The 23,697-nt window shown below is 65.0% G+C and carries 14 protein-coding genes; 6 read left to right on the top strand and 8 right to left on the bottom strand.

The annotated features are described in order from the left end of the window. Nucleotides 1–10 precede the first annotated feature (10 nt). Both ABZ463_RS24800 and ABZ463_RS24795 read right to left on the bottom strand, forming a co-directional pair. Entirely contained in the window at nt 11–1,096 is a 1,086-nt protein-coding gene (locus ABZ463_RS24800) for a hypothetical protein (RefSeq protein ID WP_362779416.1), read from the bottom strand. A 258-nt stretch (nt 1,097–1,354) separates the two neighbouring features. Then, the gene (locus ABZ463_RS24795) at nt 1,355–2,287 is read right to left on the bottom strand and encodes a sensor histidine kinase (RefSeq protein ID WP_352014210.1); all 933 of its coding nucleotides are present in this window, start codon (nt 2,285–2,287) and stop codon (nt 1,355–1,357) included. 293 nt (nt 2,288–2,580) lie between these two features. Between ABZ463_RS24795 and ABZ463_RS24790 the strand changes: the two genes are divergently transcribed. From ABZ463_RS24790 to ABZ463_RS24770, 5 genes are all read left to right on the top strand, one after another. Beyond that, nucleotides 2,581–3,564, top strand: a complete 984-nt coding sequence (locus tag ABZ463_RS24790; protein WP_362779414.1) for an NAD-dependent epimerase/dehydratase family protein — start codon at nt 2,581–2,583, stop codon at nt 3,562–3,564. Nucleotides 3,565–3,634: 70 nt separating this feature from the next. Further along, nucleotides 3,635–4,315 carry a helix-turn-helix domain-containing protein gene (locus ABZ463_RS24785; RefSeq protein ID WP_362779412.1) on the top strand — a complete coding sequence of 227 codons (681 nt, stop codon included), beginning with the start codon at nt 3,635–3,637 and terminating at the stop codon, nt 4,313–4,315. Continuing rightward, nucleotides 4,309–6,042 (top strand): ABC transporter ATP-binding protein, encoded by a 1,734-nt coding sequence (locus tag ABZ463_RS24780; RefSeq protein ID WP_362779410.1) that lies wholly within the window; start codon nt 4,309–4,311, stop codon nt 6,040–6,042. Before ABZ463_RS24785 ends, ABZ463_RS24780 begins: the two co-directional genes overlap by 7 nt. Beyond that, nucleotides 6,039–8,036: an ABC transporter ATP-binding protein gene (locus ABZ463_RS24775; protein ID WP_352014214.1), complete on the top strand. Its 1,998-nt coding sequence runs from the start codon at nt 6,039–6,041 to the stop codon at nt 8,034–8,036. The genes ABZ463_RS24780 and ABZ463_RS24775 overlap by 4 nt, the downstream gene beginning before the upstream one ends. Nucleotides 8,037–8,512: 476 nt before the next feature. Further along, nucleotides 8,513–9,337 (top strand): NAD-dependent protein deacetylase, encoded by an 825-nt coding sequence (locus ABZ463_RS24770; protein ID WP_362779406.1) that lies wholly within the window; start codon nt 8,513–8,515, stop codon nt 9,335–9,337. A 190-nt stretch (nt 9,338–9,527) separates the two neighbouring features. Here the strand turns inward: ABZ463_RS24770 and ABZ463_RS24765 are convergent, their stop codons facing one another. From ABZ463_RS24765 to ABZ463_RS24740, 6 genes are all read right to left on the bottom strand, one after another. Then, the gene (locus ABZ463_RS24765; protein WP_362779404.1) at nt 9,528–11,378 is read right to left on the bottom strand and encodes a DUF1998 domain-containing protein; all 1,851 of its coding nucleotides are present in this window, start codon (nt 11,376–11,378) and stop codon (nt 9,528–9,530) included. Beyond that, nucleotides 11,329–14,505 carry a helicase-related protein gene (locus ABZ463_RS24760; protein WP_362779402.1) on the bottom strand — a complete coding sequence of 1,059 codons (3,177 nt, stop codon included), beginning with the start codon at nt 14,503–14,505 and terminating at the stop codon, nt 11,329–11,331. The genes ABZ463_RS24765 and ABZ463_RS24760 overlap by 50 nt, the downstream gene beginning before the upstream one ends. After that, on the bottom strand, nt 14,502–16,016 hold the full coding sequence (locus ABZ463_RS24755) for an NERD domain-containing protein (protein ID WP_362779399.1): 1,515 nt from the start codon (nt 16,014–16,016) through the stop codon (nt 14,502–14,504). Before ABZ463_RS24755 ends, ABZ463_RS24760 begins: the two co-directional genes overlap by 4 nt. Continuing rightward, nucleotides 16,013–20,737 (bottom strand): DEAD/DEAH box helicase family protein, encoded by a 4,725-nt coding sequence (locus tag ABZ463_RS24750; protein ID WP_362779396.1) that lies wholly within the window; start codon nt 20,735–20,737, stop codon nt 16,013–16,015. Before ABZ463_RS24750 ends, ABZ463_RS24755 begins: the two co-directional genes overlap by 4 nt. Before the next feature lie 679 nt (nt 20,738–21,416). Continuing rightward, the gene (locus tag ABZ463_RS24745) at nt 21,417–21,848 is read right to left on the bottom strand and encodes a very short patch repair endonuclease (RefSeq protein WP_362779394.1); all 432 of its coding nucleotides are present in this window, start codon (nt 21,846–21,848) and stop codon (nt 21,417–21,419) included. Between the two features lie 150 nt (nt 21,849–21,998). Further along, nucleotides 21,999–23,090, bottom strand: coding sequence for a DNA cytosine methyltransferase (locus ABZ463_RS24740; protein WP_362779391.1), 1,092 nt, complete (start codon nt 23,088–23,090; stop codon nt 21,999–22,001). 133 nt (nt 23,091–23,223) lie between these two features. On the opposite strand from ABZ463_RS24740, the gene ABZ463_RS24735 reads away from it, so the two are divergent. Beyond that, nucleotides 23,224–23,445: a hypothetical protein gene (locus ABZ463_RS24735; protein WP_362779389.1), complete on the top strand. Its 222-nt coding sequence runs from the start codon at nt 23,224–23,226 to the stop codon at nt 23,443–23,445. The last annotated feature ends 252 nt before the right edge of the window (nt 23,446–23,697 follow it).

Here is a 23,697-nt window from a genome sequence, read left to right as displayed (position 1 = left end):
CGGCCGTCGGTCACTTCTCCGAGGTGTAGCTGGTGAAGGAACGTTCCGGCTTCAACGTGACGGCGTTGTAGCACTTGACGCCGTTGACGACGGCGTCGTTCGGCGGGGTGACCCAGAGCTTGTAGATGTTGCAGTACTCGGGGCCGGGGCCGAACGCGGTCACCTGGACGTGGTCACGGAGATAACCGATCTTGGGGAAGGTCACCTTCCGTCCGGGCGCGAAGTTCTGGACGGTGTTCCCACCGGGCACCAGGGTGTTGAAGTTGATCCCGGCGGGAGTCGGCGCGTACGGCCCGGCCGCCGTCGGGTTGGTGTCGAGGACGTAGCCGAAGAACCTGGGCGGAACCGCGGCCCCGGTGATCGCCCGCTGACGCTGGTAGGTCAGCGTCCAGCCGGTGTTGATCGGCCGGCTCGTCGCGTCATGGCAGATCACCTTCACGTTCTGCGCGCTGACGGCCGATCCCCACGAGCCGATCTTGCAGCGGGCGGGCCGCTGCGGGTCGACGGCGGTCACCTGGAAGCCGCCCTCGGGGCCCGGCGACCCGAGCCCGGGAAGGGTGACGCCCCAGACGCCGGTCCCGCCCGAGGCGACCGTGTTGACCGCGCCCGACGAGTTGAACTGCGAGGCGATCCCACCGCCGTTGTAGTGGATGTAGCCGAGCGCCTGCGGCGCGGGCAGCAGGCCGGTGCTCGTCTCGTAGACGATGGTGAAGGGGGTGAACACCGGGGTGCCGCCGTACTTGTAGCACTGGACGACCGCGACCTGGTCAGCGCCGGAGGGCAGCCAGGTCTGCAGCTGGCACCATTCGGCGTTCGGCGAGACGGCCGTCACGTGCGCGACGCCACCGGAGCTCGCGATGCCCGGGAAGACCACCTTCACCTGGCCCGTCGCACCGGGCGAGACGGTTACGGTCGGCCCCGACGCCCAGCTTCCCGCCTGGTGGGCCAGGGAGGGGACGCCGGAGAAGACGTCGACGAAGGCGAATCCCCAGCGGTCGGGGACCGCCGCCTGGGCGTTCGCGGTCGGAATGAGTCCGGCGAGGAGCGCTGCGATGCCGCACAGAACTCCGAGAAACGTTTTTCTCAACCGGTGCATGCGTTTCTCCATCCTTATTTCTGGGGGGTGTGATGGCGCATATGGGAGCGACACCGGTGGAAGCCGGTGCTGATACGGGGGATGGATGAAGCCGGCCTTTTGGCCTCTGCGCCATTGATAACCCAGTCACGGTCCGGAGAAAAGACCCAAAACGGCATATGACGCCCTTAATTCCAACTGGTAATCCGTCAGCGGCAAAAAAGCGGCGTCCGCCTGTCAACTTCGTATATAACCCGGCTGGATCCCCTCGTCGAATGGTCAGACCGTGAAGTACACCCGGACGGTGGTTCCGCCCTCGCCCGTGTGGACGCGGACGAGATCACTGAGCAGGTTGGTGACGAGCAGCCCGCACGCGCGCCGCCGCCCGGGATCGACCGGTCCGCGCCCGGCGAGGGGGTCGGTGATGTGCCCGGCGTCCCTGACGTCCAGCACGACCTGGCCGCCCTCGGTCCACACGCGCAGCACTCCCCTGCCGCCGCCGTGGTCGAGGCTGTTGGCCACCAGCTCACCCGCGATCAGCCGCAGGTCGTCGAGGCGCTCACCGCGGAGCCCGGCCTGGGCGGCGTGCCCGACGGCGAACTCACGGGCCCGCGCGAGCTCGCCGCCCCCGAAGCTCAGGACCTCGGCCCTTCTCGGGTCGGGCAACACCCTGTTGGCGTCGCGGATCGCGCGTTCCGGCGCGTAGGCGTCGCTGACCCGCAGCCCGGAGCCGTCGAGCAGGACGGGGTGGGTGGTCTCGGCGTCCCTGACGACCGTGGGCTCCAGGGCCTCGACGTCGTACGGGCACATGATCGTGACGGCCCGCCCGGGAAAGGCCAGGTTGACCAGCGCCTCGTGCTGGAGACAGGCGGGATACTCGGTCGTCGAGCGACCCGGCCAGACCGGCTCCCCGACGATCCGCACCCTGCGGCCCTCGTGCGGATCGGCGAAGGCGCGCAGGACGGCGGGGATGATGCGGCCCGGGTTCCGGCCCTCCCTGGTCATGTCGAGGAAGCACACCGACGAGGCCAGCGGGCCGAGCCAGGTCCGCAGCAACCGGAGATTGCGCTCGGGGACGGCGACCGCCACGGGTTCTCCCGCCGCCAGGCCGCCGCGAATGAACGGCAGGGTCGCCTGGAGATACTCGTGGTCACCGCGATAGAAAAGGGCAGGATGGACAAAAGGATCGAGTTCGGCTGTCGCGGTGTCCATCACGCCTCCGCGCCAACCGATGAGTGACGAGCGAGCACGGGCCCCGGAAGGCGGCAGCTGTCCGGTGATCCCAGCTCTGGCCGAATTGCCATGGCGATGATCCTGAAGTAGGGAAGGGGTACCGTCCAACGTACCCCCTGCCGCCTTTCTCAGCGAAGCCGACGACCGCCAAAAGACATCACAAAAGCTCCCTACCTGCCTTTTTCCGACATTTCATATTATCGACCATACCTGCGGGAACACTCGGGAATTTTCCCCACCACACAGCCGACATATACGACAAAATTATGGCCATGCGAATTTTGATCATCGGTGGAACCAGGTTCGTCGGACGGCACATCACCGAGGCGGCCCTCGCGGCCGGGCACGAGGTCTCCCTGCTGCACCGGGGAAGGACCGGAGCCGACCTGTTCCCCGAGGCCGAGCACCTGACGGCCGACCGCAACACCGACCTGTCGATCCTGCGCGACAGGACGTGGGACGCGACGATCGACGTCAGCGCCTACCTGCCCACACAGGTCGACCTCCTCGCCGGCACGCTGTCCACCGGGCGCTACCTGCTCATCTCCAGCACCTCCGTCTACACCCCGCCCCCCGCCCCCGGCTTCGCCGAGGACTCACCGCTGGCCGAGATCGACGGCCCGGTCCCCACCGAGGTGACCAACGAGACGTACGGCGCGCTGAAGGCGCTGTGCGAGCGGACCGCCACCGCCAGGTTCGGCCGGAACACACTGGTCGTACGGCCGACCTATGTGATCGGTCCCCACGACCACACCGGACGCTTCACCTACTGGGTGAACCGGATCGCCGAAGGCGGTGAGGTCCTGGCGCCCGGCGACCCCGCGGACCCGATCCAGGTGATCGACGTGCGCGACCTGGCCTCCTGGATCGTCACCCTGCTCGACCGGCCGCTCGACCCCGCCGCTCCCACGGTCTTCCACGCGGTCAGCCCGGCGCCGCCGTACTCCTTCGGCGACATGCTGGAGGCGATCCTGGCCGAGGTCGGGCCGCCCGGAACGACCCTGACCTGGGTCGGCGCGGACTTCCTGTTCTCCGAGGGGGAGAACGGCGCCTCCCTGCCACTGTGGTCGGAGGGCGACGAGTGGATGACGGCCAACACCGCCGACCCGGCGGCGGCCCGCGCCGCGGGACTCGATCCGCGTCCGCTCGGCCGTTCGGTGCGGGAGATCCGCGCCGCCGAGGCCGCCTTCTCCACCGAGATCACGATCACCCGGGAGCGGGAGGCCGAACTCCTGGCCAAGTGGCACTCCCACTGACGCCTTCCCGTCCGGTCAACGCCCAATAAATATGAGTGAGTGAGTCACTCACTCATATAGGGTGATTCGCGTGATCTCTACCTCTCCATCCTCCTCCCGTGCCTCGCCGCTCCCGCCGGACGAGCGGCGTGCCGCGCTCATCGCCTCCACTCTCGCGCTCATCCTCGCCGAGGGTCCCGACGTCAGCACCCGGCAGATCGCCCAGGCCGCCGGGGTGGCGGAAGGCACGATCTTCCGTGTCTTCGCCACCAAGGACGAGCTGGTCAAGGCGGCCATCATCAGCGCCATCGACTCCACGCCGCTGATCCGCGACCTGACGGCCGTCGACCGTACGGCCCCGCTGCGGGCGCGGCTCGTCGCCGCCGTCGAGATCCTGCAGCACCACACGACGCACGTCTTCCGGCTGGTGGACGCGCTCGGCGCCGAAGGGGTGACCCGGATCGCCCGTGAGGGCAGAGCCGAGCGCGGCGAGGAGGACTGCGACCCGCACGCCACCATCAGGCAGGCGATCGTCAACCTGATCGTCCCCGACCGCGACCTGCTGCGCTGCACCGCCCCTGAGGCGGCGCGCCGCCTGCAACTGCTGACCGTCGCCGGCAGCCACCCCAAGCTCGTCGAGGACGACCCCCTACCTCCCGCGGAGATCGTCTCCATGCTGCTGGACGGCGTCCGCCGACGGCACGACGACGACCATCTCCTCCCTCCGGAGACCCCGGACCACGAGACCCCACGTGGAGACCCCCAATGCTGAGCCGCCTGCTGCGCACCCACCTGCGGCCCTACACCTCGACCCTCATCGCCGTCGTCGTACTGCAACTGGTCAGCACCATCACCTCGCTGTACCTGCCCAGCCTGAACGCCGACATCATCGACCGGGGAGTCGCCGCCGGCGACACCGGTTACATCCTCACCGCGGGCGGCTGGATGCTGGCCGTGTCCCTGGTGCAGATCGTCTGCTCGATCGCCGCGGTCTACTTCGGAGCCCGCGCGGCCATGGGCTTCGGCCGGGACGTCAGGGCGGCCGTCTTCCACCGGGTGAACGGCTTCTCCAGCAGGGAGCTCGCCCACTTCGGCGCCCCCTCGCTGATCACCCGCACCACCAACGACGTCCAGCAGGTCCAGATGCTGGTGATGATGACCTGCACCATGCTGGTCGCCGCGCCGATCATGTGCGTCGGCGGCGTCATCATGGCGCTGCGGCAGGACGTCGGCCTGTCCTGGCTGATGCTGGTCTGCGTCCCGGTGCTGCTGGTCTCGATCGGCCTGCTCGTCTCCCGGATGGTCCCCCAGTTCCGCGCCATGCAGACCAGGATCGACGAGGTCAACCGGGTGCTGCGCGAGCAGCTGTCCGGCATCCGCGTCGTGCGCGCCTTCGTCAGGGAGCGTGAGGAGACCCGGCGCTTCGCCGAGGCGAACGACGCGCTGACCTCGACCGCGCTGAGCGTCGGACGGCTGACCGCGCTCATCTTCCCCGTCGTCATGTTGATCCTCAACGCCTCCAGTGTCGCCGTGCTCTGGTTCGGCGCCTTCCGCGTGGACAGCGGGGAGATGCAGGTCGGCGCGCTCACCGCCTTCCTCATGTACCTGATCCAGATCCTCGGTTCCATGATGATGGCCACCTTCATCTCGATCATGATCCCGCGCGCCGCGGTCTGCGCCGAGCGCATCGGCGAGGTGCTGCGGACCGACTCCTCGGTGCCCCCGCCCGCCGACCCCGTACGGCAGGTGCGCACCCGCGCCGAGCTCGAACTGCGCGACGTCGAGTTCCGCTACCCGGGCGCCGCGGCCCCGGTCCTGTCCGGCGTCTCCTTCCGCGTCACCGCCGGGCAGACGACCGCCGTCATCGGCAGCACCGGGTCGGGCAAGACGACGCTGATCTCCCTCGTCCCCCGCCTCTTCGACGCCACCGCGGGCACCGTACTGGTCGACGGCGTCGACGTGCGCGACCTCGACCCCGCGATGCTCTGGGCACGCATCGGCCTGGTGCCGCAGAAGCCGTACCTGTTCACCGGCACCGTCGCCGACAACCTGCGCTACGGCAACCCCGAGGCGACCGAGGAGGAGCTGTGGGAGGCGCTTGAGGTCGCCCAGGCCCGTGACTTCGTCGAGGCGATGCCCGAGGGGCTCGACGCGCCCATCACCCAGGGCGGCACGAACGTCTCCGGAGGTCAGCGCCAGCGTCTCTCGATCGCCAGGGCGCTGGTCAGCAAGCCCGAGATCTACCTGTTCGACGACTCCTTCTCCGCTCTCGACCTGACGACCGACGCCCGGCTGCGCGCCGCCCTGCGCCCGCGCACCGCCGACGCCGCCGTCGTCATCGTCGGCCAGCGGGTCTCCACCATCGCCGACGCCGACCAGATCGTCGTCCTCGACGACGGCGTGGTCGTGGGCAGGGGCACCCACGACGAACTGCTCGCCTCCTGCCCGACCTACGTCGAGATCGTCGAATCCCAGCTCACCGAAGAGAGGGCGGCATGAGCGGCAACCGGCCCATGACGACCGCGCGTCCGCGCCCCCCGGCGGGAGGCGGCCCCTTCGGTCGCGGCCCCTTCGGCGGCGGGGGGATGCCGGTGGAGAAGTCGATGAACTTCGGGCCCTCCATGCGCCGGCTGATACGGCGGCTGGCCCCGGAACGCGTGCGGATCGTCGCGGTGATCGGCCTGGCCGTGATCAGCGTGGTCTTCGGCGTCATCGGCCCCAAGATCCTCGGCCAGGCCACGGACCTGATCTTCAGCGGTGTGATCGGCAGGAACCTGCCCGCCGGGACGACCACGGAACAGGCCGTCCAGAGCGCCCGTGCCTCGGGCAACGAGAACTTCGCCGCCCTGCTCTCCGGGATGGACGTCGTCCCCGGTCAGGGCATCGACTTCGGCGCGCTGGCCACGGCTTTGTCCTGGGCGCTGGCGCTCTACGTCGCGGCGTCGGTCTTCGGCTGGCTGCAGGGCTACCTGCTCAACGACGTGGTGCAGCGGACCGTGTTCCGGCTGCGCTCCGACGTCGAGGACAAGCTGAACCGGCTCCCCCTGCGCTTCTTCGACGGCCAGCCACGCGGTGAACTGCTCAGCCGGGTCACCAACGACATCGACAACGTCTCCCAAACCCTGCAGCAGACGTTGAGCCAGTTGCTGACCGCGCTGCTGACCGTGGTCGGCGTGCTGGTGATGATGTTCGTGATCTCGCCGCTGCTCGCGCTGATCGCCCTGGTGACCATCCCGGTCTCGACGATCCTCACCGGGCAGATCATGAAGCGCTCGCAGAAGCTTTTCGTCGCGCAGTGGACACACACCGGCACCCTGAACGCCCACATCGAGGAGGCCTTCACCGGCCACGAGCTGGTGAAGGTGTTCGGCCGGGGCCCCGAGGTCGAGGAGGTGTTCCGCACCAGGAACGAGGAGCTGTTCAAGGCCAGCTTCGGCGCCCAGTTCATCTCCGGCATCATCATGCCGACGATGATGTTCGTCGGGAACCTCAACTACGTCGCCATCGCGGTCGTCGGCGGCCTGCGGGTCGCCACCGGGGCGATGAGCCTGGGCGACGTGCAGGCCTTCATCCAGTACTCCCGGCAGTTCACCCAGCCGCTCACCCAGGTCGCCTCCATGACCAACCTGCTGCAGTCCGGGGTCGCCTCGGCCGAGCGGGTCTTCGAGCTGCTCGACGCCGAGGAGCAGACCCCCGACCCGGCCGACCCGGTGCCGCCGACCGTACGGCGTGGCCGCGTCGAGTTCGAGCACGTGTCCTTCCGCTACGAGGCGGAGCGGCCCCTCATCGAGGACCTGTCGCTGGTGGCCGAACCCGGGCACACGGTCGCGATCGTCGGCCCGACCGGCGCGGGCAAGACCACCCTCGTCAACCTGGTCATGCGCTTCTACGAGCTGGAGGCGGGCCGCATCACCCTCGACGGGGTGGACATCACCGCGATGCGCCGGGACGACCTGCGCTCCCACGTCGGCATGGTGCTCCAGGACACCTGGCTGTTCGGCGGAACCATCAGGGAGAACATCGCCTACGGCAACCCCGGGGCGACCGAGGAGCAGATCCAGGCCGCCGCGCGGGCCACCTACGTCGACCGGTTCGTCCGCTCCCTGCCCGACGGCTACGACACCGTGATCGACGAGGAGGGGGGCAACATCAGCGCCGGTGAACGGCAGCTGCTGACCATCGCCCGCGCCTTCCTGGCCGACCCGTCCCTGCTGATCCTCGACGAGGCGACCAGCGCGGTGGACACCCGCACCGAGGTCCTGGTCCAGCACGCCATGGCCGCGCTGCGCTCCGACCGCACCAGCTTCGTCATCGCCCACCGCCTGTCCACCATCCGTGACGCGGACCTGATCCTGGTGATGGAGGCGGGCAGCATCGTCGAACAGGGCACCCACGAGGAACTCCTCACCACCGCAGGCGCCTACCACCGCCTCTACTCGGCCCAGTTCGCCGGCGCCCTGACCGCCGCGGAAAGCGAGGTCCCGACCACCTGATCCCACCGGAAGCACCGGGGCGGCGGGCGTTCCGCCCGCCGCCCCGGTGCTTCGTCAGGGCAGTTCGTAGCGCGTCAGAGCCTTGGCGAACGGCTCTCCGCTCGTACGGGCGTACGCCATCCGTGCACGTGCTTCGCTGAGCGTACGTGGACGGTAGCCCGGGCCGCCACAACAGCTCTTGTGGAAGCGGACGCCCGAGTGCAGCAACAACGAGAGCACCCGCCAGGCCTCCCTGTCCCGCCGTCGTGGGGCCGCGAAGGCGGAACCGACATGGATCAGCGCCGTGGCACAGCGCGGGCAGGGCCGGTCCCGGTGACCAGGGCCGGGGTAGGGCTGCTTGTACGAGGCACGGCAAGGCAGACAGACAAAGGATGTCTTCGCGTGGGCCATACGCCCAGGGTAGGCCGTCGCGAGCCAAGATCGATCGTCTCTGACGCCGGGCCCGTACGGCGTGCCCGGTGAGGCACCATGAAAGGGTGAACGAGGACAGGATCAGGCTGGCGGGGTTGCTGGGCGAGGGGGGCGTCGTCGTCCTGAGCGGGGCGGGGATGTCCACGGAGTCAGGCATCCCCGACTATCGAGGTCCGCAGGGCTCACTGAGCCGGCACACCCCCATGACCTACCAGACCTTCATGGGCAGTGAGGCGGCCAGGCGGCGTTACTGGGCCCGCAGCCACGTCGGCTGGCGGACGATGACCCAGGCCGCGCCGAACGACGGCCATCACGCGGTCGCGCGCCTGCAGCAGCAGGGCCTGGTGACCGGCATCATGACGCAGAACGTCGACGGCCTGCACCAGGCGGGCGGCGCCCGGGAGGTCGTCGAACTGCACGGCAGCCTGCACCAGGTGATTTGCCTCGACTGTGGCGACTCGACCCCGCGCGAGGAGCTGAACCATCGCCTCCGGCAGGCGAACCCCTCCTTCGGTTTCCAGACCACCACGATCAACCCGGACGGCGACGTCGAGCTGGACGACGCCGAGGTCAGCGGGTTCCGGGTGGTCGGGTGCCTGGCGTGCGGCGGGGGAACGCTCAAGCCCGACGTCGTCTTCTTCGGGGAGACCGTCCCCGCAGACCGGGTGCGCACGTGCTACGCCCTCGTGGCGAAGGCACGGCTGCTGCTGGTCCTCGGGTCGTCGCTGACGGTGTTGTCGGGCCGCCGGTTCGTCCTGCACGCCGCCAGGCTCGGCATCCCCGTGGTGATCGTCAACCAGGGCGAGACCCGAGGCGACCCCTACGCCACTCTCACCCTCAACGCCCCCTTGGGCACGATCCTCCCGGAACTCGTCCAGTCCTTGACCTGAAACAACGGATTTATCAGCATAAATTGGCTTGTCGGAGAGGCTTGTTAACCTTCCGTCCCGTGTCCAAACGATCAACAGCCCTCTGGGCGGCGGCAGTCCTGACCGCGACGGTTCCCTCCGCCTGGTTCTGGATCGTGGAGGCACTGTCCAACGGTCCGCATCAACCCGTTCGCTACTTCCGCACGGGCTTTTACCCCGATCGTTCTGTAACGGTTACCCGACGCACCTCCGCCAGAACCGTGTCCAAGAAGCCAAGGACGTTTCCTCCTCCGAGCACCAACTGACGATCGAGCAGTCTGTTGCCGGTTTCGCACGAGGTCTCACTCACTAGGGAGCAACCGTGGCAAGCGGACAGATTAAGTTGAGATGATCCCTGCCTGTCGCTCTCAATGCACACGGGGTCGTTCGAGCAGACATCAGCGTCATCAAGTGCAGAGACGAGCAATGGGATGATTTTCTCCGGCTGTCCCAGCCGAACGAGTCCCCCAAGAGTTCCCTGGGCGTCCCCTGCCGCAGTATAGATCAGAATCCCGGCAGTCTTGTCCTTCCGGTCAGAATTCGCGTAGATCCGTTCTTGCAGTGAGGCTGACGCATATCCGCTGGAGAACGCCAGCCTGCGGATGAGCAGGTGCGACAACGTATGTAAAGCGATGTAGCGCGGCTCGGGAACATCGAGCCGGTTGGCCCACTGGGCATCCGCACAGCGCTTCATGAGAATTCCCGCACGCGCCTGAACATCGGGGTGCGCTTCCCAACGGGCGAGCTCATCCTCGTCGAACCTCAAGAAGATTCCCTCGCCGAACATCTCGATCGCAGGATACGTGGGGAACCTCCGCCGATCGGGCCCAAGGTCAGCGGTGATCAGATCGGCCTCCACACTATGGCGCCTGAATCCGCACAGGGCACGCACCTCGCGCACCCGGCGTACCTGTCCGACACCGGCGATCCGACTGACAAGACTCTCCGGTCCCGAGGTCGTGTCCAGGCTCCATCCGTCGACGACGAAGTCACCACCGGTACTGTCTCGCCCACCCTCGAGTTTCTTCAGGAAGGCAGCCCACTCACCGTCTTTGAGGTCGAGCAGCACATCGTCAGCCTCGGGCTCGTCTCCTGCCGCGACTTCGAGGACGGTCTCTGGAGCCACACCGAACTCGGTGGCTATCCATCCCGCGATAACCTCCGCTTGGGGACCACCGTTGTCCGCCACGAGTTTCTCGAAGAAGACATGGCCGCGGATCTTGTCGGCGATCTCTGCGGACCGAGGGCGCTCCTCAGGGATGTCGAGCGCGGAGATCCGCTCAGCGATGTAGTTCCCCGTCGCTCCTCTCTGAGTCGCCACGAGATGGTGATTACACGGTCTCTTTACGGAGCCTTCTGGCTCCCAGGGTTGCCGGCCGACACAGTGAATACCGTCGCGATGCAGAGCACCTTTCGTCACAAGCTCCGCCAGTGACCGTGCATGCCCACATCCATAGCACTTGACTTGGAGAGAGACCAAGCCCTCGCCTCGGCCGGACAACCTTTCGAACCGAAGTTCCTTGTAAGCGCGGCAGAAGCGAACCGAATCGTCCTGGGACGCCTCTCGGCCCCGGTGCACCCACATGAACCACGGAACGTCCTGAGCGTGACTGCCCTGCTCGCAGATCGCGATATAGCGCATAGGAACGAGGAATCCACCGCACTCACAGGTGTTGCTCCACTTGCCCTTCTTCTTCCCGGTCAGTTTGGAGAGCTTGGAGCACCTCTCGCAGAATCGCCAGGAGGGAAATCGCCAGTAGAGCAGGGCAGCCATGTTCTTGCCGCCATGCCCGGCATGGGTCGGTGGCTGCCTCAGAACACCGGCACCGATTCTGGCGAGGAGTCGCTCACAGCTGATCTCAGGGGCGTATTTCTTATCCCACCACGAGGTGTCCGGCGCGATGAGCGACTCGCCTCGGACGTCCACGATCGCCCCGACGCCGAAGGGTGTGATCGTCTCAGATAACCGCAGGTCATGTCTGATTTTTTCCACGGTGCACCTCCTCCTGAGGTTCCTGAACATCCACGGCCACGTTCGGTTCGACCGACCTCATCGAGTCACCGACGAGCCATCCTTCTCCGGATTGACCGAATCTCTTGAGCAGTGCGGCGTCAACGTTCCCCGACCGCTCGTAGCCGAATGTCTCGTCTGCTTCGCGGGCCGATCTCGCCCGACGGTCCCAGTCACGTAGAAGGCTCCAAACCGCTTCTCGCGTCTCACCCGCCTCGACGTCGTCGGCTCGGGCCACGTATCCGAGGAAGCAGTCGACGAGACCCGCCACCGCATCACTGAGCGTCGTGCCCTCAAGGTCGAAATGTCGTGCCGCGTTGTTGTCGGCCAGCGGGGTGAACGATTGCCGTACCAGTGCCACAAGCGCTCCGGCCAGTGAACGCTCCCGCGATGACAGCGACCAGGGCGTCACGCTTGTCGGCTCAACACTGCGGTAAAGCGCCTCGTGGTATCCGTGGAAGGTCTCGAAGTGCGACCGATCCCGCGCACGACTCGACCTGAAAAGCGTCACCACGATGCCCTTCGTGTCGCCACGTCCGACACGACTCGTCGCCTGAATGTACTCGGCGGTCGTCTTCGGCTGCCCGACCATGAGCATCAGGGCGAGCCTGGGGATATCGATGCCGACGGAGAGCATGTTCGATGACAGGACGACGTCGATCGCTTCTGGAGATTCGTCCACACTAATCCGAAGCGCCCGGAGGTCGCCGGGAAGTTCCTCCGCTCCCTTCCGGCTTGTCAGCTCCAGCACACGCCCCGCCCTGACCGGTCGCAGCGGAAGGCCCAGACGTTCCGCCCGGGGCTCGAGTCGGGCCCTCACGTCATCGACCACGAGCGTTCCGGTGCGTCCGAGTTCCCGAAGGGAATTGTGGTACATGACCAACGTCCAGTAGGCGTCTCTGGCCGCGACGACTTCGCGCCCGGCGGAAAGAACCTCGGGCATCTCGACGAGCGGGGTGACCGCAGAGATGACGGCCGAGGGTTGGGACACCGACTGCGGCATGAGCCCGACGTAAAGCCGCCCTTCTCCGTTCTCGACAGGTCGCGAGAAGAAGGTCCGGTCGTCATCAAGTCCGGACGGTGGATAGAGCACGACCTTACGTCCGTACAACCCCTGAACCTGATCGTCGGAGGCACGGATGGTCGCGGTGGAGGCGACGATCTTGGGGCTGCTACCTGTCCGGCTCAGCAGGAGCTGAATCACGGCGTCGAACACCGCGACGGTGGTGCCCAGCGGCCCGGACAGAAGATGCAGCTCATCCTGGATGACCATGGAAGGCTGCTTGAACATGGTCCCAAGGCCCAGAAGCCTTCCCGCTGCGGGCTTGAACTGCAGGCGGGCAAACTTGTCGACGGTCGCCAGCAGGATCGTGGGCGGATCGTCGTACAGGACATCGTCGACGACGACGAGCGGCAGTTCGTCGCTGAACTGGCACGAGTCGTCGACACAGTGCAAGATGACGTCTTTGCCGAGCAGACGCATGCCGTAGTCCTGTGACTTCGCGCTCTTGGCCTTGGGAAGCATCGGTGTCAAGCACCAGGGGCAGCTCTCTACCTGGAACTGGTTGGCTTCCTCGGGGCGTGCCGCCTTCAGCAGCCGTTCAAGCGCTGCCTGAGCCTCCGAGCGTGTCCCGGGTGTGACCTCGTTGCCCACCCACAGTCCGATCGTGAAAGGCGTCATTCCCCTCACTCGAGAATCGGTGCGACGCAGCAGCTCCATGGCACAGATCAGCGCGGCTGCTCGCTGGAACTGCTGGGAGGTCAGAAGCCGAAGGGTGTACCGGGTGATCACAGCGGTGCCACCACCCGCCGTACCATAGGCCAGTCGGCGGCGAAAGACCTCGATCGCCGCGAGACCGAGATACGCCTCGGTCTTACCGCCGCCGGTCGGGAACCAGATGAGATCGACAAGGTCACGATCGGCGTGCTTCTCGTCGACCGCAGAGGCGAGCGAGACGAGCAGGAATCCGAGTTGAAACGGCCTCCAGTGAGGTTCCTTCGAGCCGCCCTCAGGACCGTCACGGGTGATTGAGGACTGACGCATCTGCAGACGCATCGCGGTCATGCCGAGCGAGAAGGCCGTACGGAGGCGTCCCTGGGACGGATCGCGAAGCAGTGCCACTCCAGCTCGCATACGTTCAACCGCGTCCTGGGAGCGGGCGGCGATCCTTCGAGCGACTTCGATCTCGTCGGTGAACTCTTCGGCTCGCCGTGTCTGGCCGTTCGCCCACTCGGCGAACGCGTCGACGAACGCGTCCAGAGAGCGGAGCACCGGCTCGGAGTCCGAATCCATCCGCAGGAGGTGAGCGAGCTTCAAAGATCCCGCTTCAGCAGTGCCCTCGGCAAAACCCGTGGTCTCGACGGCGGGTACGACGAACGCCGGTACCGGATCGAGGAAGATCTCGGTACAGCGATCACCCGTGAAGTCCCAGTCGGCGGCCATTCCGTGCCCGACCGCATAGACCTTCCGGTTACGGAACCGGAGCCGTAGCTCGGCAGTCTCAGGATCACCGACGAACAAGCGGGTGGTGTCGTACTCCATGATCTGTGCGCCTGCGGTGGGATTGATGGACAACCGCACCTGGAAAAGCATATGAGCGATGTCGAGACGATCGTTTCCGGTGGACTCGGACATCACCCTGATATGGACCGTGACAAGGAAGCTTCCCTTGAAGTCACGCCAGCGTGACCCGATCTCGACGGGCACGTCACCCACCGCCAGAAGCAGTGGACCTTGCCCCCTCGTGAGCGTGATCTTGTCGGAGACGAACGGGCTCCGGCGCCACTTGGGCGGCCCGTCAACAGACGCTTGAGAGTACGTACCGCACGAGAAGCGCGCCTCGACGGAGTCGCCGTCAGTGATGAAGGAGATCGCCACCGACGAAGGACGCCAATCCTCGGCCAATGGGACTGTGGCACCGTCCTCTTCGACGTCCCGCTCCGGTACATCCGCCGAGAGTCCGTTCTCCGGTTCGACTTGATCCCCGCCGTGAACCTCTGAAGCAACGGGGAACAACATCCCGACGGCGTACTGCCGGTGCGGAAGGTTGCGAGTCACCTCTTCCTCTCCCCCGTCCGGCCCGACGTAGGTGTTCCGAAGGTGCTTCAGTGCCGCGCGCTGCGCCTCGGTGAGGTTCACTTTCCGACCTGCTTCCGGATGAGCTCCTGGAGCCGCCGTTTGTCCTCCTTGGACGCGACGACATGAAGCGTGACCCGTGGTCTGGTAACGGCCACGTATAACCTGGCAAGCCCATGCTCGTCATAGACCTCGGGTAGGTCGCAGACGACCACGTGCTCTGCCTCCAGTCCCTTCGCGTAGCGCGGGCTGGTAACGGTGAAACCCTCGGCGCTCCGAAAGGGAATCGCGTCGGACGTGACCCTGATGATCCAGATCTCCTTGCGCCGGGCACCATCACCGACGAGCTCACGCGCTATGCTCTCCGCGGCTGCCACATCGGCTTTGGCATCGGCCCATCTCCACTGCACCCGCTCACCATTGACGATTCCAGGATCTCCGATGTCAGCCTCCAGGTACTCCTGAACGACATGGACGATCGCCCTGGTGTTGCGGACGTTGCGATTAAGGTCGAGGAGCAGTGCCTCATCGGACACGAGTTCGTAGACATCCGGGTCGAAGGAACCATCGACGTGCGCCTGGTTATTGGGATCGAGGAACATCCGCCACCGGCCACCAGTGCGCCCTCCCTTGATGACAGCATCCAGTGCGTCCATTCCGTCGGCGTTCATGAGGTCCTGTGCCTCGTCGACGAGGACGACATCGTACTTCGTCTCACCGCCGAGCTCCGCGAAGGGACAGAGGTCGATCGCACGACCTGTAATACGTGGAGAGAAGAAGTCCACCAGCGCCAGCGAATGAAAGGTGATCAGAACGGACCTGCCCTCACCGGCCTCCTGCTTCGCGGCCTCGGCCAAGACGAGAGACTTCCCGGTGCCTGCCCCTCCGATCACCATCATGCGCTGATTGCGCGCAAGCGCGGACAGCACGCGCGCCTGGTCGTCCGTCGCGCGATTCTGCTCCTCGAGTACGGCTCCACGCTGAGCATCGATCACGGGCATTCGGGTGAACTCACCGAACAGGCGCGCCCGTAGATGGTCGAGACGCGCGACCTTCGCTCCGTACGGTGCCGTCTTCGTTCCGTCGACGACGGTCTCGAAGGCCGCGGTCATGGCCGCGATGCTCATCTCCTCCTTGGCCCACCAGTGACTCCCCTTCCACTCGACCGCCGGAGGAGGGGCGTCTATGTCGGGCGTGATGACGACCGCCTCGCTCACGTACCAGCCGACGCCTTCTTCGTGAAGGATCGCTCGCAACGCGTGCATGGCCGACTGCGCCTGCCGCATCGGAGATTCACGAAGTCTCTTCCAGTCGCCGCGTCGGTCGACGGTGTACCAGAGGCCGTCGTGCTTGCTCACTCCGCCGCCCTTGACCTCCACCAGAACGACGACGTCCTCCCACAACACGACGAAGTCCGCCTCCGCCTGCTGCTTGGTCTCGTGGGTTCGTAATGTCACTGAGTGGAACGCGACGGCTCCTGGAGCGTCGATCGCGCTCAGGAGACGCGCAACACGTCGCTCGGCATCGCTCGTGGCCGTCGCCTCGATGTCGGCGAGGTCCGGAACGAGGATCATACGCCTTGCTCCAGCCAGAGTTCCTCGTACTCGCGATATCCGAGGAAGTCATTGACCGCACCGAAATTGTCGGCGATGTCGACGATCAGGCATTCCTCCTCGCCACCGTTCTGCCGGCCGCGAAGACCACGGCCAGCCATCTGGATATAAGCGCTCGGGCTGAACGTCGGGCGTGCGATGTAGAGAGCCCGGACACCGGGAGCGTCGAATCCCTGGATCAACAGATCGCAGTTGGCGAGCACACGAATCTCACCTGATTTGAAACGCTCGATGATGTCCCTGCGCGCTTGGCGACCGGTCTGTCCGCTCACCGCTGCGGCCTCGACTTTGCGATAACGCAGAGTCGCCGCGAGCACCTGTGCGGAGAGCACGTTCGGGGTGAACACGAGGATCGGCCATTCCCGGTCCTGCTGCATGATGTGGCTCACGAGGGCCGCCATGCGCGCTTGGTCTCGACCGATGCGATCAAGAACCTGTGGCTCGAGCTTACGCTGCCTCCGGACATTGGCCAGCTCGTTGGCGTCCAAAGCGACGTCGATTCCCGGAAGCACCTCGTGTTGGACGCGAGCGAGCACACCGATACGGGAGAGTTCCCGATAGGCGTTGGCTCCTCCAAAAGCCTTGATCTTGCGATGTCCGAACCGTGCGGCCAGTTCCTTCGTCTCAGTCCCATCGCTCACCGAACCCTTGAACGGCGTAGCAGAGAGGCCGACGAGAGGTCGCTCCCAACTGCGCCCGTCCACGCCGAGCCATCTCAGGATTCTTGTGTACCTGGGCGAGCTTCCGGCTCGGTGAGCTTCATCGACGATCACCACGGACGCGTTGCTCAACCACTCGTATTCCGGACTCTCAATGATCACGTCCAGCTTCGCGTCCGTGGCGACGATGACACTGAATTCGGTGTCCGGCTCATGGACTGAGTTGTTCTCCCAAAGCCTGCCGATCGTCAGCGGGCGCTCGTCACCGAGGCCGCGCCATACCGTGCTCCAGGTCTGCACCGCCTGCTCACAGAGCTCAGCGGACTGCGCGATCCAAAGCACCGGTCCATGCAGAACGTCACTAGTGAACAACCGCAGGACCGTCTCTGTAGCCACTCGCGTTTTTCCTGCACCGGTGGGAAGCTCGACCATTGCCTTGAGCGAGTTGCCGTTCGACTCCTTGAGAGTCAGGACGTCCCTCAACTGAGCGCTGATTTCCTTCTGGAAGGTGTGCAGGGGGTTCAGTTTGACGGCCCCGGGAACGACGAACTCATCGTCCTGACGCTGGCTCCGTTGGCCAGCGTACTCAGCGCCGAACCCCATTCTTCGGAGCCACGCGATGGTCGGTGCTCCTCCGGCCCAGTTGGCGGGAACGTCCGTGTACCCCTCGTTGCGGAACTGGTCTGCGAGCAACCGGATCGAATCGCTTCCGTAAACGGTGAGGAAGAGTTCTGCGACAGAGGCCGATTCGTCCACCAGCCCCTGTGCCTCAAGCGCCGACCAGAGGCCCTTGGGCAGCGCCTCCCGGAGAGTATCGTTCCCGAAGAACACTTCCAGACGATCCGCGTTGGTCACGGCCGCCTTCGCGGCCTGGCGCTGCTGCTCAAGACGCTGGTCCAACCCCGTCTGCAGCACTTCGCTCAGTTCGGCGTTGGACAGCCTCAGGTCGAACGCCTCGTTGACGACCTCCAAGACTTTCCGTTCTCCAAGGTCTGCTCGCACGACCAGCGCAAGTCCATCGAGGTGCCAGTCGAGCGACTGGTCCTCCACACCGTCCTCGGTGGTCACGCGCTTGGCGAGATGCACAGCCCTTGCGACGATGGCGTTCATGACCTTGTCCACTCCGAAGGTCGAGCGAAGCCCGGTGTACAGGTCGATGATCCGTTCACCGTCCTGCTGCCCCTCGATCAGCATGGAGAAGGAGAAGCTGTCCTCAAATCTGCGGCATCCCACGGCCTCCAGAGCGGAGATGTCGTCGCTCTCCGCCCTGAGGTAGGGCTTCTGACGAGCTGTCAGGAAACGCTGTTCCTCGTCGGTTGTCGCGATATAGACCAAATCCGGCCGCCGAGACTCTACTCCCTTCCCGATACGGGCTGGGATACGCAACGGATGCTCCTGCGGGGACATAATTCTGCTCGCGGCGATGATGAACGCCGTCAAGGTGCGGTTCTTGACACGAGACGGGAAGAGGTCCGCTTCGAGGGCTTCCCGCAACACATCCGACGGTACTTGGGCCAGCTCGCTGGGCAGCTTCAGCACGTCCTCGACGTGTCGAGGACCTCGGTAGAGGGGGAGCAGGTCCTCGAACTCGACGAGCGTGGCCGACACGACCCTTCGCGGAGGCCGGAAGCCTCTGTTCGACTTGAGCACACCGGAACGGTCCACTGCCCATCGAACCGGCGAGGCGACCCGATAGGTCTGATTGGAATCGAGGTCCTCGACGGTCCAGGGCTCATCATTGAACCTGAGCAGTTGTGTCGTCCACATCTCTCGTGTCTGCTCAGGCGCGCCTGCGTCCCGCAGCATGATGAGGACCGAGAACGGACCGGAGCCTGTGTTCTGGACGAACTCGATCCGCTCGATCTCCCGTTCGCCCGGTCCTCGCCGGGCGTTAAGGAAATCCAACACCCACTGGCGGTAGTCCTCGAAGAAGACCTCGTCCTCTGTCGAGTACTCCTTCACAGGGCCGTGGACGACGCCGACCGCATGTGCCACCTGTGGAACGCACCGACGCCGATCCAGCAGACGCTCACCGAACTCGTCCCCGAACCCGTCGATGTCCAGGACCTGACTGGGCCACGACCACCCGCCGTCACGCGTCGGGACCTTGATGTACCCGGTCGTCTCCTTCGACGACACCATCTTCTCGGCATCTGATGCCGAGACGTTGAGGACCGCCTCCCAGAACTTGGTCAGGTCCTCGTCATCAGAGGTCAGGGAGAGATTGTTGAGACGCGCTCGGAGGATGGCGAGGGGGTCTAGATCGCGGAACCCCTGGTCGCGCAGGTTCTTGTCGATTCCCGGGATCGCAAGGAAATCTGCGGTGATGAAGCTCGCGCCCTCAATGTCGACGTCGTCGATCCGCCGCATGAAGACGTTGCTCCGGTCCTTCAGGGAGCACATTCCACGTGTGGTCGGGATCACTCGCGCGCTGTTGATGCCATCGATCTTGGGGTGCTGGAGGACGAAGGCGAACGCCCTCGCCGATGAACCGGGGTCCGCGCCCTCGGCCCACTCGCGCAACCAGCTCAGGACGCCGCGACTTGGCATCACCTCAAGTACTCGCTTCTCATCCCGAGCATTGATCTCCAGGTTCTCAGAAGCGACACTGAAGGCGCAGAGTTGCCGTAGACGGGCGATTCTTTGCTGGGTCGCGTAGCAGCGCCAATGCGGGACGTCATCTCCTGTGTTCGGAGAGCTGATCCAGTCCTGGTGATCCCTCTCCGAAACACCGGCGATCCCGAAGTCGAGCGGGCGAAGGTCTCCAGCGGTCCTCCGTCTGCCCATAGCATCGGGAACGATCTCGAGCCGCGCCGCGAGCTTCGGCACATGCGAGCAGAAGACATCGTCGCCGAACGAGAGCACCTCGCGGTCACGGCCACGCGCAGGCATGTAGTCGAGGTGGGCGGCAGGGTCGTCAACCGACGCGACCTCGGGGAGCATCTCCACGAACATCTCGGAGAGAGTTGCCAGAATCTCTCGGTTATAAGTGTTCTTGAGCAGAGTCGTCCGGTCGTCGTTGACGCTCCACGGGGCGTTGAACAGAGCCGAAGCAGAGGTCTGGTCCTGCAGCGGGAAGTACGACCAGAACTCACCGATCTTGCGCTGCGCATTACGGACCGGCATCGCGACCGTGACCTTGACCTGGTCGCGCGAGACCGCTTCTCCGACCTCGCTTCGGGCCTGGTGGGACGGAGAGTGCATCCGGTTCCTGACGATCCACTCATTCCCGATCCCGCCCAAACCCTCGATTCTGAATCGATCACCGCCGAGATCTCGGGAGATGTGGCTTGCGCTGAACTCCTCCTCGGCATCAATCACTCGGAGTCGAACCTCACGCACGTCGGTGACGAACAAGAGGAGTTCCGACCGAAACCCATGGATTTCCTGCTTCAGGCGCGTCAGATTCGAAGCTTGAGGCAACTTGACGACCGTCACCGCCCATTCGGCCAGCTCGGCGAGCACCCGATCTTCCTCGAACGCGGATCCGGCGTCGAGCAAGGTGGCGGTTCTCAGCACAGGCAGCCTCTTCACCGGCGCTCCTACACCGATGATCGCAGCCCTGGCCTCGGCCGAGTTGAACTCAAAGGAGACCGATCGACTGAACACCTGAGGGGCATCGGTCACCGCGAGTACCGACTTGAAGCCCAGGCCGAAGCGTCCGATCTCGTCGCCGCGTTTGCCGCTGAGGTGCGCATGAGCGATCGCCGTCAAGCCGCTCTTAGAGAACGGGCGCCCGGCATTTGCGCAGTACAGCGTCGCGGACCGCATGTCGAGGACGATCTCCACACGGCCAGCGCCGACATGGTCCGCCCCCCCACCGGACATGGCGTCCGCCGCATTCTGCACAAGCTCAAGGAGTGTCCGATTGGCGTACCCACCGACTCGGATCGACTCTTCGTGATTAGCGTGCTCAGTGATGAGGTTAGGATTCGCCTTATACGACAGGATCGCCCGATCGAACTGTCCCTTGACCTCTTGCGCGAGTTCGAAATCCGGTTTCCAGTCTTGCCGCGCCGTCATTACGACCCCATGCTTCTCGTGCCTGGTCTTGAAGGCTGCCGCCCCCGGCATCCCGAAACCGCTTGGTGAGCATCACCACCGCAGCGCACCTCATCGCGCAAACCAGCCGGCACGGGCATGCAACTATAAGGGGCGTCACCGACATTTACCAGCGCAATGGTAGTCCCGACCGCCTCCGAATCGGGAAGCATTAGAGAAGTGAGCCCCCCTCGTAACATGGAGATCCGACCTACAGGGAGGACGGGGCACCGGAGAGACCGGACACGGTTCCGATCCTTAGTTTCGGACGGCATGGTGCGCGTGGCCAGTGAGGTCAAGGCACCGATCGCTCAAGGCGCCCAGGGGGAAGTCCGCCATGGGCACCCTGGCCACCCGGACATGGGGACCGTCTGGTCCGCGAGCGGGACGAAGTCGAGGAGTTCTGAGCCGGACGAGAGGGCCCCACCGATTTCACCCGAAACGGACAGAATAGAACAGAAAGTGCCCTAAGCCGAAAATTGATGCCTATATCCTTGAATGCACGGTTTCTTGTGGATCAAGGAGGGAGCGATCCTGGTAACGTGGCGGCCTTCCGCTGCCCTTGGATCCGACGAGAAGACCGCGACGACGTTCAAATCCATCCTTCAACCTGGGAATCCTAGGGCTTCTACCGCCGCCAGAACCCATAGCCTCGAAGGCTTCAGCGAGAGCAAGCGAGGCGTACCTCTTCGGCGATTCGCTGTGCCGATGCGATTGGATCCTCGTGCTCCCAGACGCGTACCACCCTCCAGCCGGAGGCTACGAGAATCCGATCGGTCTCAGCATCACGCGCACGATTTCTGTGCACTTTGTCCGACCAGTAATCGGCATTGGTCACCGCCTTGGTGTGATGCTCGGGACAACCATGCCAGAAGCAACCATCCATGAAGACCGCAACCTTGGCCTTGGTGAAGACCATGTCGGCCGTCCGACGGATGGCCGGTAGTGGACGAGTGGAAACCCGATAGCGAAGGCCGAGCGCATGAGCCGCGCGTCGCAGAGCCAGTTCCGGCTTGGTGTCGCGACCCCGATTGGCCTGCATGCTTTTGCGAACGCTCTCACTGGACGCCCGAGTCGGTCTTTCAACTGCCATGAGCTCACCGTATGGGATCTATCGCGACCGTCGCACCGCAACGTGCATCAGAGGTGACTTCGGCGAACTCGTCAGAGGTGGTCCTGCGGAAACGGGCCGCCGAGCACAGGCTATCCGTGAGGCCGACCGGCTTGACAGTGAAATCCGATGTCAAGCGGTGACACTGAGTAGGTGCCGAGGCTCTACCGCAGAGATCACCTTACTCTCCCTCCAGAGAGGGTCCCGCCATGTCGTTGTCTCCGAAAGGGCCTCATCCAGGACATCTCCACCAATGTCGAGTGCGGCCGCCAGAACATGGATGGCGAGGCGAGGGGGAACGGCGTTGCCTATCTGCTGAGCGATGTCGCGGCCCGCCCAAGGAAAGTCAACAGGAAAAGTTTGCAGCCGCCCCGCTTCGGCATGAGTGAAGCGGTTCAGCTCCGCACCATTGAGAGAGACGACTCGATTGCGAGAGACCTTCCCGGTAACGGTGGCGGCCGGCTCGGTGGAATAACGACGACCGCGGGCCTTAGGATCACCTCCGGTACCGTAGTTGGAGACCACGACGAAAGGCTCCGATCGTTCGATGACGTCGTCCATCGCCACCCACGGAGACAACTTTGGATCCCCCTTGCTTCGGGAGACCCCCTTCCGGTACGGACGATGCGTCGGTGCCGGCAGGATGGCCTTTCCTACGAGGCGAGCGATCAATATGGCACGACGGCGTGTCTGCGGTACCCCGTACTCCTCAGTGCGAAGAACACCGCAAGCCACCGAATAGCCTTTTCCTTCGAGGATCTCGCCCACCGCCTTCCAAACCGGCAGTACGGCTGGCACCTGCTCCAGTATCACCGCTTCATAGGGATGACCAGCCTGCAGCGCCATAAGCGCCCACCGCAGCGGCTCCAGCACCAAGCCCGTGCGCTCATCCGCGAGCATCCTCAGGTCTGAGGTGACGTCCTCGCCTCCCGCCATACGTCTAGCGAAACCGAGTACGGTATCCAACGCGCGGCGCCCTGCGCCGTTACCTGCGACGGTGTACGTCTGGCATGGCGGACCACCTGCGAGGATGGTGGCCTCTTTGAATTTCGAGGGCTCGAACAGACGCACGTCGCCTTGCATCGTTTGCAAGGCGGCCTTCCGACGGGTCTCACAGGCGTTCGAGTCCCACTCGATGCCGATCCCGGAAATACCGAGTCGACGCGCGGCCACATCCAGTCCTCCCGGCCCGGCGAATAGATCCACCATCCTTCTGTCACGCACGTGGTCTCCTGGCCGTCGGGGGGAGCCGGTGGTGGCGGACCCAGTGACCGCCGACCGCCAATGCAGCCTCGAAATAACGGTGGCTAGCGTACTGCCTGTTCACGGTGGCTAGCCACCGTGAAACGTTAGTTCCATGCCCAACAAGCACAAGAACGCTTCTGTGGTCTGCCGCCCGGACCGAGAGCTCCATCAACGAGCCAAAGAGGCCGTCGCCGCAGTGGGCTCCGACATGAACGCCCACATCATCGGGTTCCTGCGCTGGCTCGTTGGCGACACCGATGAGCTTCCTGCCCGCCCCCCTTCGCATCCTCCAGAGGCATCCGCCGACCAGAAAGCAGATTCGATCGTGTCCTGATGGCATCATGATCACGGCGTCGCGTCAGGCTCGCGCTGGCTCTGTGGGAAGGTCACGCCCGTGATGGCCTCGCCTTTCCTTGCCAAATGATCAAGAGCAGGAAGGTGCCACGTCCGCAGGAGCGCCCTCCGATCACTGGTCGATGTCTCTGCTGTGACCAGCGACCGGGCACCGGCGGGCACGTCCGCTCATCTGGCGTCGATAACGTATCGACCCGACCGGGGTCGACGGTTCTGGGCGCACCGGTTCCCA

The sequence above is a fragment of the Streptosporangium sp. NPDC020145 genome, assembly GCF_040631275.1.
Taxonomy (GTDB): Bacteria; Actinomycetota; Actinomycetes; order Streptosporangiales; family Streptosporangiaceae; genus Streptosporangium.
This window is presented reverse-complemented; position numbering and strand designations above follow the sequence as displayed.

Coding starts and splice junctions, on each gene's coding strand:
- ABZ463_RS24790 (WP_362779414.1), top strand. CDS start 2,581: ATGCGAATTTTGATCATCGGTGGAACCAGGTTCGTCGGACGGCACATC.
- ABZ463_RS24745 (WP_362779394.1), bottom strand. CDS start 21,848: ATGGCAGTTGAAAGACCGACTCGGGCGTCCAGTGAGAGCGTTCGCAAA.
- ABZ463_RS24750 (WP_362779396.1), bottom strand. CDS start 20,737: ATGACGGCGCGGCAAGACTGGAAACCGGATTTCGAACTCGCGCAAGAG.
- ABZ463_RS24735 (WP_362779389.1), top strand. CDS start 23,224: ATGCCCAACAAGCACAAGAACGCTTCTGTGGTCTGCCGCCCGGACCGA.
- ABZ463_RS24795 (WP_352014210.1), bottom strand. CDS start 2,287: ATGGACACCGCGACAGCCGAACTCGATCCTTTTGTCCATCCTGCCCTT.
- ABZ463_RS24755 (WP_362779399.1), bottom strand. CDS start 16,016: ATGATCCTCGTTCCGGACCTCGCCGACATCGAGGCGACGGCCACGAGC.
- ABZ463_RS24800 (WP_362779416.1), bottom strand. CDS start 1,096: ATGCACCGGTTGAGAAAAACGTTTCTCGGAGTTCTGTGCGGCATCGCA.
- ABZ463_RS24765 (WP_362779404.1), bottom strand. CDS start 11,378: ATGTTCAGGAACCTCAGGAGGAGGTGCACCGTGGAAAAAATCAGACAT.
- ABZ463_RS24775 (WP_352014214.1), top strand. CDS start 6,039: ATGAGCGGCAACCGGCCCATGACGACCGCGCGTCCGCGCCCCCCGGCG.
- ABZ463_RS24780 (WP_362779410.1), top strand. CDS start 4,309: ATGCTGAGCCGCCTGCTGCGCACCCACCTGCGGCCCTACACCTCGACC.